The organism is Micromonospora sp. WMMD736, assembly GCF_049179015.1.
GTDB lineage: Bacteria > Actinomycetota > Actinomycetes > Mycobacteriales > Micromonosporaceae > Micromonospora.
Genome location: NZ_JBMHMI010000001.1, coordinates 4002755 through 4018621, shown reverse-complemented (window position 1 = coordinate 4018621; position 15867 = coordinate 4002755). Strand labels below are relative to the sequence as shown.

At 71.3% G+C, this 15867-nt stretch carries 11 protein-coding genes; 7 read left to right on the top strand and 4 right to left on the bottom strand.

Going from position 1 to position 15867, the window contains the following annotated elements; translation table 11 throughout:
• Positions 1-26 precede the first annotated feature (26 nt).
• Together ACN269_RS17885 and hppD are read right to left on the bottom strand one after the other, a co-directional pair.
• Positions 27-752, bottom strand: coding sequence for an RDD family protein (locus ACN269_RS17885; RefSeq protein ID WP_421473507.1), 726 nt, complete (start codon positions 750-752; stop codon positions 27-29).
• 11 nt (positions 753-763) lie between these two features.
• Positions 764-1969, bottom strand: a complete 1206-nt coding sequence (gene hppD, locus ACN269_RS17880) for a 4-hydroxyphenylpyruvate dioxygenase (protein WP_421473506.1) — start codon at positions 1967-1969, stop codon at positions 764-766.
• A 130-nt stretch (positions 1970-2099) separates the two neighbouring features.
• On the opposite strand from hppD, the gene ACN269_RS17875 reads away from it, so the two are divergent.
• The 6 genes from ACN269_RS17875 to ACN269_RS17850 all read left to right on the top strand — a co-directional run bounded on the left by ACN269_RS17875 (position 2100) and on the right by ACN269_RS17850 (position 13606).
• Positions 2100-2639, top strand: coding sequence for an Lrp/AsnC family transcriptional regulator (locus ACN269_RS17875; RefSeq protein ID WP_421473505.1), 540 nt, complete (start codon positions 2100-2102; stop codon positions 2637-2639).
• 13 nt (positions 2640-2652) lie between these two features.
• Positions 2653-4098 carry a PQQ-binding-like beta-propeller repeat protein gene (locus ACN269_RS17870; protein WP_421473504.1) on the top strand — a complete coding sequence of 482 codons (1446 nt, stop codon included), beginning with the start codon at positions 2653-2655 and terminating at the stop codon, positions 4096-4098.
• Between the two features lie 114 nt (positions 4099-4212).
• On the top strand, positions 4213-5880 hold the full coding sequence (locus tag ACN269_RS17865; RefSeq protein ID WP_421473503.1) for a fumarate hydratase: 1668 nt from the start codon (positions 4213-4215) through the stop codon (positions 5878-5880).
• A 64-nt stretch (positions 5881-5944) separates the two neighbouring features.
• A complete protein-coding gene (locus tag ACN269_RS17860; protein WP_421473502.1) occupies positions 5945-8920 on the top strand; it encodes a BTAD domain-containing putative transcriptional regulator in 2976 nt (991 codons plus the stop codon).
• A 259-nt stretch (positions 8921-9179) separates the two neighbouring features.
• Positions 9180-12161, top strand: coding sequence for a BTAD domain-containing putative transcriptional regulator (locus ACN269_RS17855; protein WP_421473501.1), 2982 nt, complete (start codon positions 9180-9182; stop codon positions 12159-12161).
• 35 nt (positions 12162-12196) lie between these two features.
• Positions 12197-13606 (top strand): class II fumarate hydratase, encoded by a 1410-nt coding sequence (locus ACN269_RS17850; protein ID WP_421473500.1) that lies wholly within the window; start codon positions 12197-12199, stop codon positions 13604-13606.
• 17 nt (positions 13607-13623) lie between these two features.
• On the opposite strand, the gene eno is transcribed toward ACN269_RS17850, so the two are convergent.
• Positions 13624-14931, bottom strand: coding sequence for a phosphopyruvate hydratase (eno, locus tag ACN269_RS17845; protein WP_421473499.1), 1308 nt, complete (start codon positions 14929-14931; stop codon positions 13624-13626).
• Positions 14932-15106: 175 nt separating this feature from the next.
• Between eno and ACN269_RS17840 the strand changes: the two genes are divergently transcribed.
• Positions 15107-15529 (top strand): MarR family winged helix-turn-helix transcriptional regulator, encoded by a 423-nt coding sequence (locus tag ACN269_RS17840; protein WP_421473498.1) that lies wholly within the window; start codon positions 15107-15109, stop codon positions 15527-15529.
• Positions 15530-15566: 37 nt separating this feature from the next.
• On the opposite strand, the gene ACN269_RS17835 is transcribed toward ACN269_RS17840, so the two are convergent.
• Positions 15567-15854, bottom strand: a complete 288-nt coding sequence (locus ACN269_RS17835) for a hypothetical protein (protein ID WP_421473497.1) — start codon at positions 15852-15854, stop codon at positions 15567-15569.
• Between the last annotated feature and the right edge of the window lie 13 nt (positions 15855-15867).

The following is a 15867-nucleotide window of genomic DNA, read 5'->3' as shown; positions in this document are numbered from 1 at the left end:
GCTGCCGTACCTGCTGGTTCGCTCGCTCACGAGGCAACCTTAACGACGACCGTCGCGGCGAACTTGTCGTGGAGGCACTGCTGCCAGGGCTTGTCCCAGAGCTGCCAGAACCCGTCGACGTAGCTCAGGCCGGGGACCAGCGAGCTCGCCAGGTACTGCACGAGCCAACGACGGCCGGCCATTCGCCGGTCCAACGTGCGGTTCGGATCGAGCGGCACCACGCGCAACTTCATGATCTTCTTGCCGAGCGTCTGGCCGCCCCGCTTGAGGTATTCCACGTGGTAGAGCCAGTAGAGCCCGAGCAGCACGACGAAGATGCCGATCTCGAACAGCAGCAGCGGCAGGAAGAAGTCGGTGAGGAAGGTGGCCGGGTCGGGCTCCACGAGCGTGCCGTCCGGGTTGGTCCGGGTCATCTCGCGGAACATCCGCCACCACAGGACCAGGAAGACCGGCATGAACAGCACCATCGACACGACGGTCGCCAGTGCCGTGTCGATGAGCCAGGCCAGCAGCCGGTCACCGAAGCTGGCCAGCGGCTGCCCGGTTGGGCTGAGCGCGGGCGGGGCGGCCGGCCAGTGCGGCGGGGGGTAGCCGGGCGGGGCGTACTGCGGCGGCACGGCGTACCCCGGCGGGGCATGGTGCGGCGGCACCCCGTACCCCTGGGGGTGTGGGCCGGGCGATGGCGCGACGCCGCCGGCGGCGGGCGGAGGCCCACCGACCGGCGGCGTCGGGTACGACGGAGGCTGCGTCACGTTCGACAGTGTTACAGGTTGCCGCGCGCTTCCTGCTCCCGCTCGATGGCCTGGAAGAGGGCCTTGAAGTTGCCCTTGCCGAAGCCCAGCGAGCCGTGCCGCTCGATCAGCTCGAAGAAGACGGTCGGGCGGTCCTGCACCGGCTTGGTGAAGATCTGGAGCAGATAGCCGTCCTCGTCCCGGTCGACCAGGATCTTGCGCTCCTTGAGCTGCTCGATCGGCACCCGCACGTTGCCGATCCGCTCCCGCAGCTCCGGGTCGTCGTAGTACGAGTCGGGCGTGTCCAGGAACTCGACACCGGCGGCGCGCATCGCGTCGACGCTGGCCACGATGTCGTTGGTGGCGACGGCGATGTGCTGCGCGCCCGGACCCTGGTAGAACTCCAGGTACTCGTCGATCTGCGACTTCTTGCGGGCGATGGCCGGCTCGTTGAGCGGGAACTTCACCTTGCGGGTGCCGTTCGCGACGACCTTGCTCATCAGCGCCGAGTAGTCGGTGGCGATGTCGTCGCCGACGAACTCCGCCATGTTGGAGAAGCCCATCACCCGCTTGTAGAACTCCACCCACTCGTCCATGCGGCCCAGCTCCACGTTGCCGACCACGTGGTCGACGGCCTGGAAGAACCGCTTCGGCTGGATGCCGGCGTCGATCATCGGCTGCCGGTCGACGATCGGGCCGCGGGCCACGAAGCCGGGCAGGAACGGGCCGGTGTAGCGGGACCGGTCGACGAGGGTGTGCCGGGTGTCGCCGTACGCGGCGATGGAGGCCATCCGGACGGTGCCGTGCTCGTCGGTCACGTCGTGCGGCTCGACGACGCCGGTGGCGCCCTGGCCGACCGCGTGCGCGTACGCGGCGTCGACGTTCGGCACCTCGAGGGCGATGTCGCTGATGCCGTCGCTGTGCTTCGCCACGTGCTCCGCGCCGTCGGCGTCCGGGCGCACCGCGCCGGTCAGCACGAACCGGGCCGAGCCGCTGGTCAGCACGTACTGGGCGTGGTCGCGGTAACCCTGCTCCGGGCCCCGGTACGCCACACAGGTCATGCCGAACGCGGTGGAGTAGTAGTGCGCGGCCTGCTTGGCGTTGCCGACCAGGAAGTGCACGTGGTCGAGCCCACGGACGGGGAACGGGTCGTGGCTGATGTCGTGGTCGACAGCGCCGACGAGCCGGTCGATGTCGACGTCCTCGGTCGACTGGGGTCGGTCGATCGCCTGGGTCATGGTGGCCTCCCTCGCGTACCGGCCGGCCTCGTGGGCCGGTTCTTGACCGAAGGATCGCGGTGCGGGCATCGAGTGGGCAACTGTCGACGTAAATGCTGGTCAGGTTGCGCATTCGGTATGGTCTGAACCCGTGAGAGGTGAGCAGGGTGTACAGCTCGACGCGCTCGATGTCCGCTTGGTCGAACTGCTCGCCGAGGAGCCGCGGATCGGGGTGCTGGAGTGCTCCCGGCGGCTCGGCGTGGCCCGGGGCACCGTGCAGGCACGGCTGGACAAGCTTGTCGAGCGGGGTGTCATCCGGGGCTTCGGTCCGGAGATCTCGCCGGGCGCGATCGGCTTCGGGGTGACCAGCTTCGTCACGCTGGAGATCAGCCAACGGCAGGGCCACGACCCGGTCACCGACCACCTCGCGGCGATCCCCGAGGTGTTGGAAGCGCACACCATCACCGGCTCCAGCGACCTGCTCTGCCGCATCGTGGCCCGCTCCAACACGGACCTGCAACGGGTCATCGACCAGATCGTCTCGTTCGCCGGCATCACCCGCGCGTCGACGATCATCGCGCTGGCGGAGCAGATCCCCTACCGCACCCTGCCACTGATCCGCAGTGCCGTAACACCTTCCGGCGCAGAAAGCGCGGCGACACGGCGGCGCGGGCGTACGGAAGATCCGTGATCGTGGCTACGGTGTGCGGGTGGCGAAGGGGAGCGTGCGCGTCGGGCTGCTGGCCGGCCTCGCCGTGGTCGTCGCACTCGCCGCCACCGGCGTCTGGAATCCGTTCCCCGGCATCTGGGACTGGGTGGACCGCAGCGAACCCATCTCCGAGCCGGACGTGGTCTGGCAGCAGCGGGTCGGTGGCACCCCGCGCAGCGTGACCATCGCCGGCGACACCGTCGTGGTCGAGCAGCGCACCCGGGTGGAGGCCCGCAGCCTGGCCACCGGCGCCCAGCTCTGGGAACGCAAGGCGGACTGGTCGGCGGTCGCGGGCGGCGACCGCGACCCGGTCGTCGCCGTGGGCAAGCTCCTGGTCAAGGGGTACGAGCTGCTCGACCCGACCACCGGGGCGACCCGGCGGCGCGACGAGGACGCCGTGGCCGTGTGGACGTACCGGAACCTGCTGCTCGACGCCCGCTGCACGGACGCCACCGACTGCACGCTGAGCGCGTGGGACCCGCGCGGCACCACGCCACTGTGGACGGCCTTCCTGCCCGGGGTGCACAGCGGCCTGCTCGCCGACAACCCCGGCCTGCGCGGCACCCGCCGGCTCACCGCCACCCGCATCGACGACGGGGTGGCCGGGCCCGAGGCGGCGCCTCCGCTGCTCGGCTTCCCGGTCGACGGCCGGGTGCACGTCGTGGACACCGCCACGGGCCGGGTGTTGCAGAACGTCGAGCCCGGCCGGGACGAGCGGCTGTCGGTGGTGGGCGGCCGGATGCTTCGGATCGCCGCCCGCTCCCAGGACGGCACCTGCTACTTCGCCATCTCGGCGCGGGACCCGGCGACCGGTCAGGAGGCGTGGCAGCGGGCCGGGGTCAACCTGCGCACCGCCGACACCGCCGGCTGCGTCCAGCGCGAGGACCCGCAGGGCGCGCGGAACGTGCTGATCGGCGTGGGCCCGGACGGCCGCGAGGCGGTCATCGACGGGTACGACGGACGGCTGCTCTGGGTGGGCGAGTCGAGCACCAAGCTCGTCGCCGTCGACGACCGCTACGCGGTGTTCCGCTCCGCCGACAAGCGTTCGGTGGTGTCCCGTGAACTCGGCGTCGACAAGGTGCGCTGGACCAGGCAGGCCAGCGCCAAGGCGGGCGCGGCGCTCACCCCGTACGCGGCGGTGCTCGCCGACGAGAAGCCGTCGCGGCTTGTCGCCCTCGACCCGCGCACCGGGCGGGAGCTGGCCGTGCTGCGTACCTCGGCGAACGCCCTCGCCGTCGGCCCGCAGGGCATGATCATCGGTGAGGGTCGGGAGATCGGGTACGTCCGTTTCGGCGGCACGTCCGGCGCTCCCGTCCCGCAGCCCGGCGACGGTGGCAACCCCGGCCCGGGCGGCACCCGCCCCGGGTCGGGCGACGGCAACGGCGACTGCGGGCCCAAGGGTGAGCTGTGCACCGAACCGGACGGCGGCAAGGACGGCTGAGCGGGTGGGATTCCGGCGCGCTGAGCGCTGTCGACCTCGGCGGATGAGAGCGGCGTCCCAGACCCAGCCCGGCGGGTGGGAATGATCGACCGGTCTGCCCTAGGCTTGCCGCTCATGAGCAGTGCCGCCGCATTCTCGTACGCCCCCCTGCTGCCGACCGGCCCCGACCAGACGGAATATCGCCTGGTCACCGACGAGGGCGTGGACGTCGTACACGGCCCGGGGGGTCGTCGTTTCCTCACCGTGGAGCCGGCCGCGCTGACCGCGCTGACCGCCGAGGCGATGCACGACATCGCGCACTTCCTGCGCCCCGCGCACCTGGCGCAGCTCCGGGCGATCATCGACGACCCGGCCGCGTCGCCGAACGACCGGTTCGTGGCGCTGGACCTGCTGCGCAACGCCAACATCGCGGCCGGTGGGGTGCTGCCGATGTGCCAGGACACCGGCACGGCGATCGTGATGGGCAAGCGTGGCCGGCACGTGCTGACCGACGGCGCGGACGCCGAGGCCATCTCCCGGGGCGTCTACCAGGCGTACACCCGGCTCAACCTGCGCTACTCCCAGCTCGCCCCGCTGACCATGTGGGACGAGCGGAACACCGGCAGCAACCTGCCGGCCCAGGTGGAGTTGTACGCCGAGGACCCGGACGGGCACCCGGACGCGTACAAGTTCCTCTTCATGGCCAAGGGCGGCGGCTCGGCCAACAAGTCGTACCTCTACCAGGAGACCAAGGCGCTGCTGAACCCGACGCGGATGATGCAGTTCCTGGAGGAGAAGCTGCGGCTGATCGGCACCTCCGCCTGCCCGCCGTACCACCTGGCGATCGTCATCGGCGGCACCTCCGCCGAGTACGCGTTGAAGACCGCGAAGTACGCCTCCGCGAAGTACCTGGACGCCCTTCCGACGCAGGGCTCGATGAGCGCGCACGGCTTCCGCGACCTGGAGCTGGAGGCGCAGGTGCTGGAGCTGACCCGCAACTTCGGCATCGGGGCGCAGTTCGGCGGGCGCTACTTCTGCCACGACGTACGGGTGGTGCGGCTGCCCCGGCACGGTGCCTCGTGTCCGGTGGCGATCGCCGTCTCCTGCTCGGCGGACCGGCAGGCGGTCGCCAAGATCACCCCGTCGGGCGTGTGGCTGGAGCGCCTCGAAACCGACCCGGCGCGCTTCCTGCCCGAGGTCACCGACGATGCGCTCGACGCCGAGATGGTCGTCCGGGTCGACCTCAACCGGCCGATGGACGAGATCCGCGCCGAGTTGTCCAAGTACCCGGTGAAGACCCGCCTGTCGTTGTCCGGCCCGCTCGTCGTGGCCCGGGACATCGCCCACGCCAAGATCGCCGAGCGGCTGGACGCCGGTGAGCCGATGCCGCAGTACCTGCGCGACCACGCCGTCTACTACGCCGGCCCGGCGAAGACTCCCGAGGGGTACGCGTCGGGCTCGTTCGGCCCGACCACGGCCGGCCGGATGGACGCGTACGTGGAGAAGTTCCAGGCCGCCGGTGGCTCGCAGGTGATGCTGGCCAAGGGCAACCGGTCGGGTCAGGTGACCCGCTCCTGCCAGCAGTACGGCGGCTTCTACCTCGGCTCGATCGGCGGCCCGGCGGCCCGCCTCGCCCAGGACTGCATCAAGCACGTCGAGGTGCTCGAATACCCCGAGCTGGGCATGGAGGCGGTCTGGAAGATCGAGGTGGAGGACTTCCCCGCCTTCATCGTGGTCGACGACAAGGGCAACGACTTCTTCGCCGAGGTCACCAAGCCGGTACTCACCATCGGCCGCCGCTGACCCCTCCGTCCGGTGACCGTCGGACTACTCTGCTGGTTGGTGTCTGATCGACGCGGGGGAGTAGATGCGGTTCGGGATCCTGGGGCCTCTGCGTGTCGGTGGTGGGTCCACCGTCACGGCAGGTCGGGACCGGGTCGTGCTCGCGATGCTGCTGCTGCGTGCCGGTCGGTTGGTGCCGGTCGACGAGCTGGTCGACGCGGTGTGGGAGGAGAATCCGCCGGCCACCGCCCGTGCCCAGTTGCAGACGTGCGTGTCGCGGCTGCGGCGTCGCCTCACCGAGCTGGGGTTCACCGCGGGGACCATCGTCACCGATCCTGCCGGCTACGGCGTACGCATCGATCCCGCCGACCTGGACGCGAACCTGTTCGCCCGGGGGGTGGAGGTGGCTCGGGCGGCGGGCGCGGCCGGTCGTCTGGTGGATGCCCGTACGCACTTCCGGGCGGCCCTGGCCCTGTGGCGGGGCCCGGCGCTGGCCGGTATCGCCAGCCGTAGTGTCCGTCGTCGGGCGCAGACGCTCGACGAACAGCGCCTCACGGTGCTGGAGGAGTGCGTCGACGTCGAGCTGCGCCTCGGGCAGGCCGCCGAGCTGATCGAGGAGTTGACCGAGAGCGTCGACGTGTACCCCTCGCGGGATCGGCTGCGGGGGCAACTGATGCTCGCGCTGTCGGCGGTGGGTCGGCAGGCCGACGCGCTGGCGGTCTACCGGGAGGGCCGTCGGTTCTACGCCGACGAGCTGGGTCTCGAACCGGGCAGCGCCTTGCAGGAGTTGCACCAGCGGGTGCTCGCCGGTGACCTGGCCCTGGCCGGCCGGGAGGTCCGGTCGGCGGCCCCGGTGCGCTCGCTGCCCCGCGCGATCGGCGACTTCACCGGCCGGCAGCAGACGCTCGCGCGCCTGGTGAAGGACGTGGAGGCCGGCGCGCGGATCCAGCTCATCGACGGCATGGCCGGCAGCGGCAAGACCACGCTGGCGGTGCACGTCGCGACCGTCCTCGCGGAGAGCTATCCGGACGCCCAGCTCTACATCGACCTGCACGGGCACAGCGAGCGCACCCCGTTGACGCCGTCGGCGGCGGTGGCGACGCTGCTGCGGCAGCTCGGTGTCCCCGCCGACCGGGTGCCGACGACCGAGGACGACCGGTTGGCGCTCTGGCGCACGGAGCTGGCCGGTCGGCGGGCCCTGCTGGTGCTGGACAACGCCGCCACGGCTGGCCAGGTGACACCGCTGCTACCCAACGGCTCGCACTGCCTGGTCCTGGTCACCAGCCGTCGCCGGCTGGTCGGCGTGGACGAGGGACGGCCCTTCTCCCTGCCGGTGCTCGACCGGGACGAGGCGATCGAACTGCTCGGGCACGTGGTCGGCCCCGACCGGGTCGCCGCCGAGCCGGAGGCGGCAGTCGAGATGGTGCGGCGCTGCGGCCACCTGCCGCTCGCGATCCGGCTGGCCGGCGCTCGCCTGGCCCATCGGCCCCGCTGGCGCATCGCCGACCTCGCGGAGCGTCTGACGAGCCGACCCGATCCGTTGGCCGAGTTCGAGGCGGGCGACCGGTCCGTCGGCCGGGCCTTCGCCCTGTCGTACGCCCAGGTGTCGCCGTCGGCGCAGCGTGCGTTCCGGCTGCTGGGCCTGCACCCGGGGGTGCGGTTCGACACCTCGGTCGTCGCCGCCCTCGCCGAGCTGCCCCTTCCCGGCGCGCAGGACCTGCTGGACGAGCTGGTCGACGCGCACCTGGTGGAGGAGGTGCAGCCTGGTCGGTACCGGTTGCACGACCTGGTCCGCGAGTACGCGCGGACCCTGACAGCCGACCCGGACCGGGCGGCGGAGCGCCGCGACGGCGTCGAGCGTCTCCTCGATCATCACCTGCAGGTCGCCATCGCGATCGCCCGCAAGCGGGAACTTTCCGCCTCTCGTCCGCAGCTCGTGGTGGCCGAGCCGCGCCGCGCCGATCTGGTCGCGAGCGTCGCCGAGCAGGGCGGAGCCTGGGTCGACGAGAACGTGGCCCTGTGGCCCGCCCTGGTCCGCCTCGCCGAGACGGAGGGGTTCCTGCACTACTGCTGGCAGTTGACCAGGGCGTGCTGGTACGCCCAGTTCGAGAGCGGCCGCCTCGACGAGCTGATCGAGACGCATTCCATCGGACTGCGCGCCGCAGAGGCGGTGGGTGACGAGAAGGCGATGGCGACGCTGCTCAACTATCTCGCCTCCGCCCACTATCGGCTGGGTGACTTTCCCGAGGCGATCCGGGTGACGGAGGTGTCGCTCGACATCTTCCGCCGGCTCGACCTGCGTCGCGAAATCCGCAACACCCTCGTCAACCTGGGTACCTCGTACGCCGCCAACTTCGAGTTCCAGCGGGCCCGGGATGCCTACGAGGCTTCCCGGGCGATGGCGACCCGGATGCCTGACAACGACGCGCTGGCGAACGAACTCAACAACCTGTCGATGAGCCTGCTGCTGTGGGGTCGGCTCGACGAGGCGGTGTCCACGGCCCGTAAGCACCTGATCGTCGCCCGCGAGATCGGCGATCCGCGCCGCATCGCCAACGCCCTCGGGCACCTCGGAATGGCCCGGCACCGGATGGGTGACGTGGGGCCGGCCGGCCGCCTGCTGCGGGCCGCACTGCGCCTGAAACGGCAGGCGGGTGCCCGGTTCGGTGAGGGCGAGGTGTTGAACGAGATCGGAATGATGGAACGCGAGGCCGGTCGTCCGGAGCGGGCCGCCGACCTGCACCGTGCGGCGCTCGTCGCGATGACCGACGTGGGCGACCGGGTCGCCCAGTGCGGCTCGCGGAACCTCCTGGCCCGGGCCATCCTGGCCCAGGGCGATGTGACGAGTGCCCTCGACCTGTACCGCCGGGTGCTCGCCGACGCGACCCGGTTGGGCGCCCGCTACGAGCAGAGCCGGGCGTTGGAGGGCATCGGCCGGTGCCTGCTGACGACCGACCCGGTGGCGGCCCGCGCACACCTGACCCGGGCGCTGTCCCTGTACCGCCAGGTCGACGTGCCCGACCAGCACGAGGTGGAGCGACTGCTCGCGGACCTTCGCTGATCGGTCGGTGACGCGACGAGGCGCCAGGCTTTCGCCTGGCGCCTCGCCCGTCGGTAGCACCTCCACCGACATCGGTACGCCCGCCCGCTGGGGGGTGGGACGGTCGCACCGCCCCCGTCGGATGTCGTCACCGCCAACCTGGAACAAGTCTGCGGTGCACCCCACTCGATCCACTCTCAGATCACTATCACCGGACCGCGTCGACCTGTGACCGCCGGACTACGCTGCTGGATGTTGGGCCGTGAACACGGGGGAGCAGATGCGGTTCGGAATCCTGGGCCCGCTGCGCGTCGGCGGTGGCGAGTCCACCGTCACCGCCGGTCGGGACCGGGTCGTGCTCGCGATGCTGCTGCTGCGGGCCGGCCGGCTGGTGCCGATCGACGAGCTGGTCGACGCGGTCTGGGAGGAGAACCCGCCGGCCACCGCCCGTGCCCAGTTACAGACGTGTGTGTCGCGGCTGCGGCGCCGGTTCGTCGACCTGGGACTGTCGCCCGACATCATCGTGACCGACCCGGTCGGGTACGGCGTGCGCATTCCGCCGACCGATCTCGACGCCGAGGTCTTCGCTCGGGCGGTGGAGGAGGCCCGGTCCGCCGTCGCCGCCGGCAGGCCGAGTGAGGCGCGTGAGCGTTACCGCGCCGCGCTGGCGCTCTGGCGGGGAACGGCCCTCAGTGGCATACCCAGCCGCAGCGTCCGTCGGCGCGCGCAGACGCTGGACGAGCAACGCCTCACCGTGCTGGAGGAGTGCGTCGAGGTCGAGTTGCGCCTCGGACAGGCCGCCGATCTGCTCGACGAACTGAGCGAGAGCGTCGACCGGCATCCGTTGCGCGAGCGGTTACGTGGCCAGCTGATGCTCGCCCTGTCCGCGGTGGGCCGGCAGGCTGACGCACTCGCCGTCTACCGGGAGGGTCGGCGGATTCACGCCGACGAGCTGGGCATCGAGCCCGGCGCCGCATTGCACGAGCTGCACCAGCGAATACTCGCCGGAGACCTGGCGCTGACCGGCCCGCAGGAGCGGTCCTTCACTCAGGTCCGAGCGCTACCCCGGGCCATCAGCGATTTCACCGGACGGCAGGAGACGGTCGCCCGGCTGGTGAAGGAGATCGAGGAGGACGACGCCCGGATCCAGCTCGTCGACGGCATGGCAGGCAGCGGGAAGACCACGCTGGCCGTGCACGTCGCCAACGCGCTCGCGGACCGCTACCCCGACGCGCACCTCTTCATCGACCTGCACGGGCACAGCGAACGTGAACCGGTGTCGCCCACCACTGCCCTGGCCGCACTGCTGCGCCAGCTCGGTGTCCGTGGCGACCGCATCCCGGCCGACATCGACGAACGCGCGGCCCTCTGGCGCAGTGAGCTGTCCGGACGGCGGGCGATCGTGGTGCTCGACAACGCCGCCAGCGCAGCCCAGGTCTCCCCACTACTGCCCAACGGCCGGGACACCCTCACCCTGATCACGAGCCGCCGCCGGCTGGTCGGCCTGGACGGTGGCAAGCCGTCGTCGCTGGCCGTGTTGGACCCCGACGAGGCCGTGGAGTTGCTCGGCCGGGTGGCGGGCGTCGAGCGGGTCGCCGCGGAGCCGGAGGCGGCGGCCGAGGTCACCGGCCGCTGCGGGTACCTGCCCCTGGCGATCCGACTGGCCGGGGCCCGGCTCGCCCACCGGCCCCGGTGGCGGGTCCGCGACCTGGCCGACCGGCTCGGCACCGGACGCGACGCACTGACCGAGCTGGCGGCCGGCGAACGCTCCGTCGGGCAGGCCTTCGCCCTGTCGTACGCACAGCTCGACCTCGAACAGCAGCGGATGTTCCGGCTGCTGGCGCTGCACCCCGGAGTGGTCTTCGACGATCGGCTGGCGGCGGCGGTCGTGGACCTGCCGCTGCCGGCCGCCCAGGACGTGCTGGACGGTCTCGTCGACGCGCACCTCGTCAACGAGCCGGAACCCGGCCGTTTCCGCTTCCACGACCTGATGCGCGAGTACGCCCGGCAGTTGCTGGAAACGGGTGAGACCGCAGCACAACGGAAAGCCGTCCTGGTGCGGATCCTTGATCATCACCTGCATGTGGGCCACGCCATCGCGAGCCGGATGGAGCCGGTGGCCAGCCGGTCCGCCCTGGTGCTGCCGCCCCCTCCCCGAGCTGATCTGGTGCGAGCATCAGCTTCGGATGGCATCGGTTGGTTCGACGCCAATCGGGCCGCACTGCCGGCACTGGTGCGGCTGGCCGCCACCGAGGGGCATCTCGAACGGTGCTGGCAGCTGGCCCGCACGTCCTGGTTCTACCTGTTCATGCAGGGCCACCTGGACGAGTTGGTGGACACGCACACGGTGGCCCTGCGCGCCGCCGAGCAGCTCGGTGACGCGGGGGCGATGGCCACCGTGCAGAACTATCTCGCCTCCGGGTACTTCAGGCTGGGAAGGCTTCCGGAGGCCATCGAGTTGATGGAGCTCGCGCTCCGGTTGCGTCAGCGGCTCGGCGACCGGCGTGGTGAGACGACGGTCCGGCGGAACCTGACCGTGGCGTACGGAGCCAACTGGCAACTGGCTTCCGCGATGACTCATGCCAGTGCGGCTCTGGCGCTCGTTTCCGCCGGTGATCAGCCGGTGGAGGTCATCGCGATCCTCAACAACCAGGCGCTGTTGCTGTTGGCATGGGGTCGCTACCCGGAGTCACGGGAGGTTTCGCGGCGACAGTTGCACCTGGCCCGTGAGATCGGGGACATGAACAACGTGTTCAACGCCCTCGGTCACCTGGGCGCGGTGCGGGCCCGACTCGGCGACTACCCGGGTGCACGCCGGTTCCTTCGGCTTGCGTTGCAGTTCAAGCGTCGGGAGGGCAATCGCTTCGGTGAGGGCGAGGTCCTCAACGAACTCGGCACCATCGAACGGATCCTGGGCCGGCCGGAGGCAGCCGCGATGCTGCACCGGGAGGCGCTCGCCGCCGTGACGAGGTCCGGCGACCGCATCGGCGCCAGCCTGTCGCGCAACCTGCTGGCCCGTGCGCTCCTCGACCAGGGCGACGTCGCCAGCGCACTGGACCTGCACCGGCGGGTGCTCGCCGACGCAATCCGGATGGACGCCCGGCACGAACAGGCCGGGGCGTTGGACGGTATCGCCCGCTGCCTACGGGACACCGACCCGGCCGCGGCCCGGTCGCACTGGTCCCGGGCCCTGTCCCTGTTCCGCCAGATCGACTCGCCGGAGCAGCACGAGGTGGAGCGGCTGCTGGCCGAGTTGGGCTGACGGATCATCTGCGGTTCGGCCGTGAGCGCGGCAGGATGGTACGCGTGACGACTCCAGAGGCGACCGGTTACCGGATCGAACGCGACTCGATGGGCGAGGTGGAGGTGCCCGCCGAGGCGCTGTGGCGGGCGCAGACCCAGCGCGCGGTGCAGAACTTTCCGATCTCCGGACGCGGCATCGAACCCGCCCAGATCAAGGCCCTGGCCCAGATCAAGGGCGCGGCGGCCGAGGTGAACGGCGAGCTTGGCGTGATCGACGCCAACGTGGCCGCTGCGATAGCCGCTGCCGCCGCGCACGTCGCCGACGGTGGGTACGACGACCAGTTTCCCGTCGACGTCTTCCAGACCGGGTCGGGGACGTCGTCCAACATGAACGCCAACGAGGTGATCGCGACCCTGGCGAGCCGGGAGCTGGGCTCGCCGGTGCACCCGAACGACCACGTCAACGCCTCCCAGTCCAGCAACGACGTGTTCCCGTCCTCGATCCACCTGGCGGCCACCCAGTTCATCGCGGAGGACCTGCTGCCGTCGCTGACCCACCTCGCCGAGGCGCTGGAGGGCAAGGCGGCCGAGTTCGAGACGGTGGTGAAGGCGGGGCGTACGCACCTGATGGACGCCACGCCGGTCACCCTCGGGCAGGAGTTCGGCGGGTACGCCGCCCAGGTCCGGTACGGCATCGAGCGGTTGCAGGGCTCGCTGCCCCGGCTCGCCGAACTGCCCCTGGGCGGCACCGCCGTGGGCACCGGGATCAACACGCCGCTCGGCTTCGCCGCCGCCGTGATCGGCAAGCTGCGCGAGTCGACCGGGCTGCCGCTGTCGGAGGCCCGTAACCACTTCGAGGCGCAGGGCGCCCGCGACGCCCTCGTGGAGACCTCCGGGCAGCTCCGGACCATCGCGGTGGGCCTCTACAAGGTCGCGAACGACATCCGCTGGATGGGCTCCGGCCCCCGGGCCGGCCTGCGGGAGCTGCGCATCCCCGACCTTCAGCCCGGCTCGTCGATCATGCCGGGCAAGGTCAACCCGGTGGTCGCCGAGGCGATGCGGCAGGTCTGCGCCCAGGTCATCGGCAACGACGCGACCGTCGGGTTCGCCGGCTCGCAGGGCGACTTCGAGCTGAACGTCATGCTCCCGGTGATGGGCCGCAACCTGCTGGAGTCGATCCGGCTGCTGGCCGCCGCGAGTCGGCTGTTCGCCGACCGCCTGGTGGCCGGCCTGGTCGCGGACGCCGAGGTCTGCCTGGCGTACGCCGAGGGCTCACCGTCGATCGTCACCCCGCTGAACCGCTACCTCGGGTACGACGAGGCCGCTTCCATCGCCAAGGAGGCGCTGGCGAAGCAGGCGTCCATCCGGGAGGTCGTCATCTCCCGGGGTCACGTCGACTCCGGCAAGCTCACCGAGACCCAGCTCGACGAGACTCTGGACCTGCTCCGGATGACCCACCCCTGAGCCGCGCCGCGTGCCGCTCACGCCCGGCGCAGCGCGGAGCGCCCCGCGAAGCGCGCCGATTCACCCAGCTCCTTTTCGATCCGGATCAGCTGGTTGTACTTCGCCGTCCGGTCGGAGCGGGAGAGCGAGCCGGTCTTGATCTGGCCGCAGCCGGTGGCCACGGCCAGATCCGCGATCGTGGTGTCCTCCGTCTCGCCGGAGCGGTGCGACATGACGACTGTCCAACCCGCCCGCTGGGCCGTGGCCACCGTGGCCAGCGCCTCGGTCAGGGTGCCGATCTGATTGACCTTGACCAGGACCGAGTTGCCGACGCCGGTGCGGATGCCCTCGCTCAGCAGCGTCTCGTTGGTGCAGAACACGTCGTCACCGGTGAGCTGGCAGCGGTCACCGACACGGGCGGTCAGCTCGCGCCAGCCGTCCAGGTCGTTCTCGGCCATCGGGTCCTCGATGGAGACGACCGGGTAGGCGTCGATGAGCCTGGCGAGATAGTCGGCGTGCTCGGCGGGCGTGCGGCGTACTCCCTCGCCCGTGTAGTCGTACACGCCGTGGCGGTAGAACTCGGATGACGCCGGGTCCATGACGAGGCCGATGTCCGTGCCGGGGCGGTAGCCGGCGCCCTCGACGGCAGTCAGCACGAAGTCGAGCGCCTCTTCGGCGGTGCGCAGCTCGGGCGCGAAGCCACCCTCGTCGCCCACGCCCGTGGAGTGCCCGGCGGCCAGCAGGTCACGGCGCAGGGTGTGGAAGACCTCGCTGCCCATGCGGACGGCTTCGGCGAAGGTGTCCGCGCCCACGGGCACGATCATGAACTCCTGGAAGTCGAGCGGGTTGTCGGCGTGGGCGCCGCCGTTGACGATGTTCATCATCGGCAGCGGCAGGAGATGGGCGTCGGCGCCGCCCAGGTAGCGGTAGAGGGGCTGACGGTGGGCTGCCGCAGCGGCCTTGGCGACGGCGAGGGAGACGCCGAGAATCGCGTTGGCGCCGAGCCGGGACTTCGTGGCGGTGCCGTCGAGGGCGATCAGGGCGGCGTCCAGACCTGCCTGGTCTGCCGCGTCCCTGCCGCGCACCGCCGCCGCGATCTCCCCGTTGACGTTGGCCACCGCGCGGTCGACGCCCTTGCCGTGCCACCGCGTCAGGTCTCCGTCGCGCAGCTCCACGGCCTCCCGGGCCCCGGTGGAGGCGCCGGAGGGGACGGCGGCCCGGCCGAGAGATCCGTCCGCCACCGTGACGTCGACCTCGACCGTGGGGTTGCCCCGGCTGTCGATGATGCGGCGGGCGGTGACGGTCTCGATGGTGGTGGTGACGGTTACGGCTGCCGGTGCGGACATGGGAGTCCCTTTCGTTTTCGCCTGCCGTGGCCCCAGCTGCGACAACGCTGGCGCGGAGCCCGACAGCGGCAAACCCTACAGCAATGCTGATCAGTTATGCTGAACAGCCCCGCTGAACAGCATTGCTGCGCAGGTCAGCTGCCCAGTAGCGCCGACGAACGGGGTAAAGTGCCCTGTGCCCACCTCGGAAGCCGCCGCCATCGCCGCCGAACTACGCACCGCGATGGGCAAGCTCACCCGGCGCGTCAAGCACGAGGACCGCATTCCGCTGGGTCAGATCGCCGTGCTGGGCGCGCTGGACCGCGACGGCGCCATGACCACCAGCGACCTCGCCGCCGACCAGCGCGTACGCCCCCAGTCGATGGCGCGGGCGGTGGGTCTGCTCATGGAGCAGAAGCTGATCACGCGACGGGCGCACCCCACGGACGGCCGCAAGTCGCTCGTCGAGCTGTCGGACGCGGGTCGGGCCGCCCTGGAAGCGGAGCGCAGCCGCAGAGCCGGTTGGCTCGCCCAGGCCATCGAGGCGGAACTCACGGCTGAGGAGCGGGCCTTGCTGGCGCGCAGCGCCGCCCTGCTGGAACGGCTCGCCATGCGCTAGACGCTCCCGTCGACGGCAGGGCCGCCGTCGACAAGCGTCAGGGCCCGGGCAGTGCCGCCCAGCCGAGGAAGCGGACGTAGAGCGCCGCCGGGTCCGGCCCGTCGTGCGGGTTGAGTCGGTACAGGTCGGCCGCCGCGTCGTGCAGGACCGTGCACAGGTAGATGCTCAGCGCGATCCGGTCGTGCGCGTACTCCTGGCGGAGGGCGAGCCGGGCCACCGGGCATGGCCACGGCGCGGCACAGACCCGGCAGAGCCACAACGGCCGCAACGGCAGGTGCGGTCGACGGGATGCGGTCGTGCGGTCGTGCGGAACGGTCCGGGACATGGTGTGGGAGTCC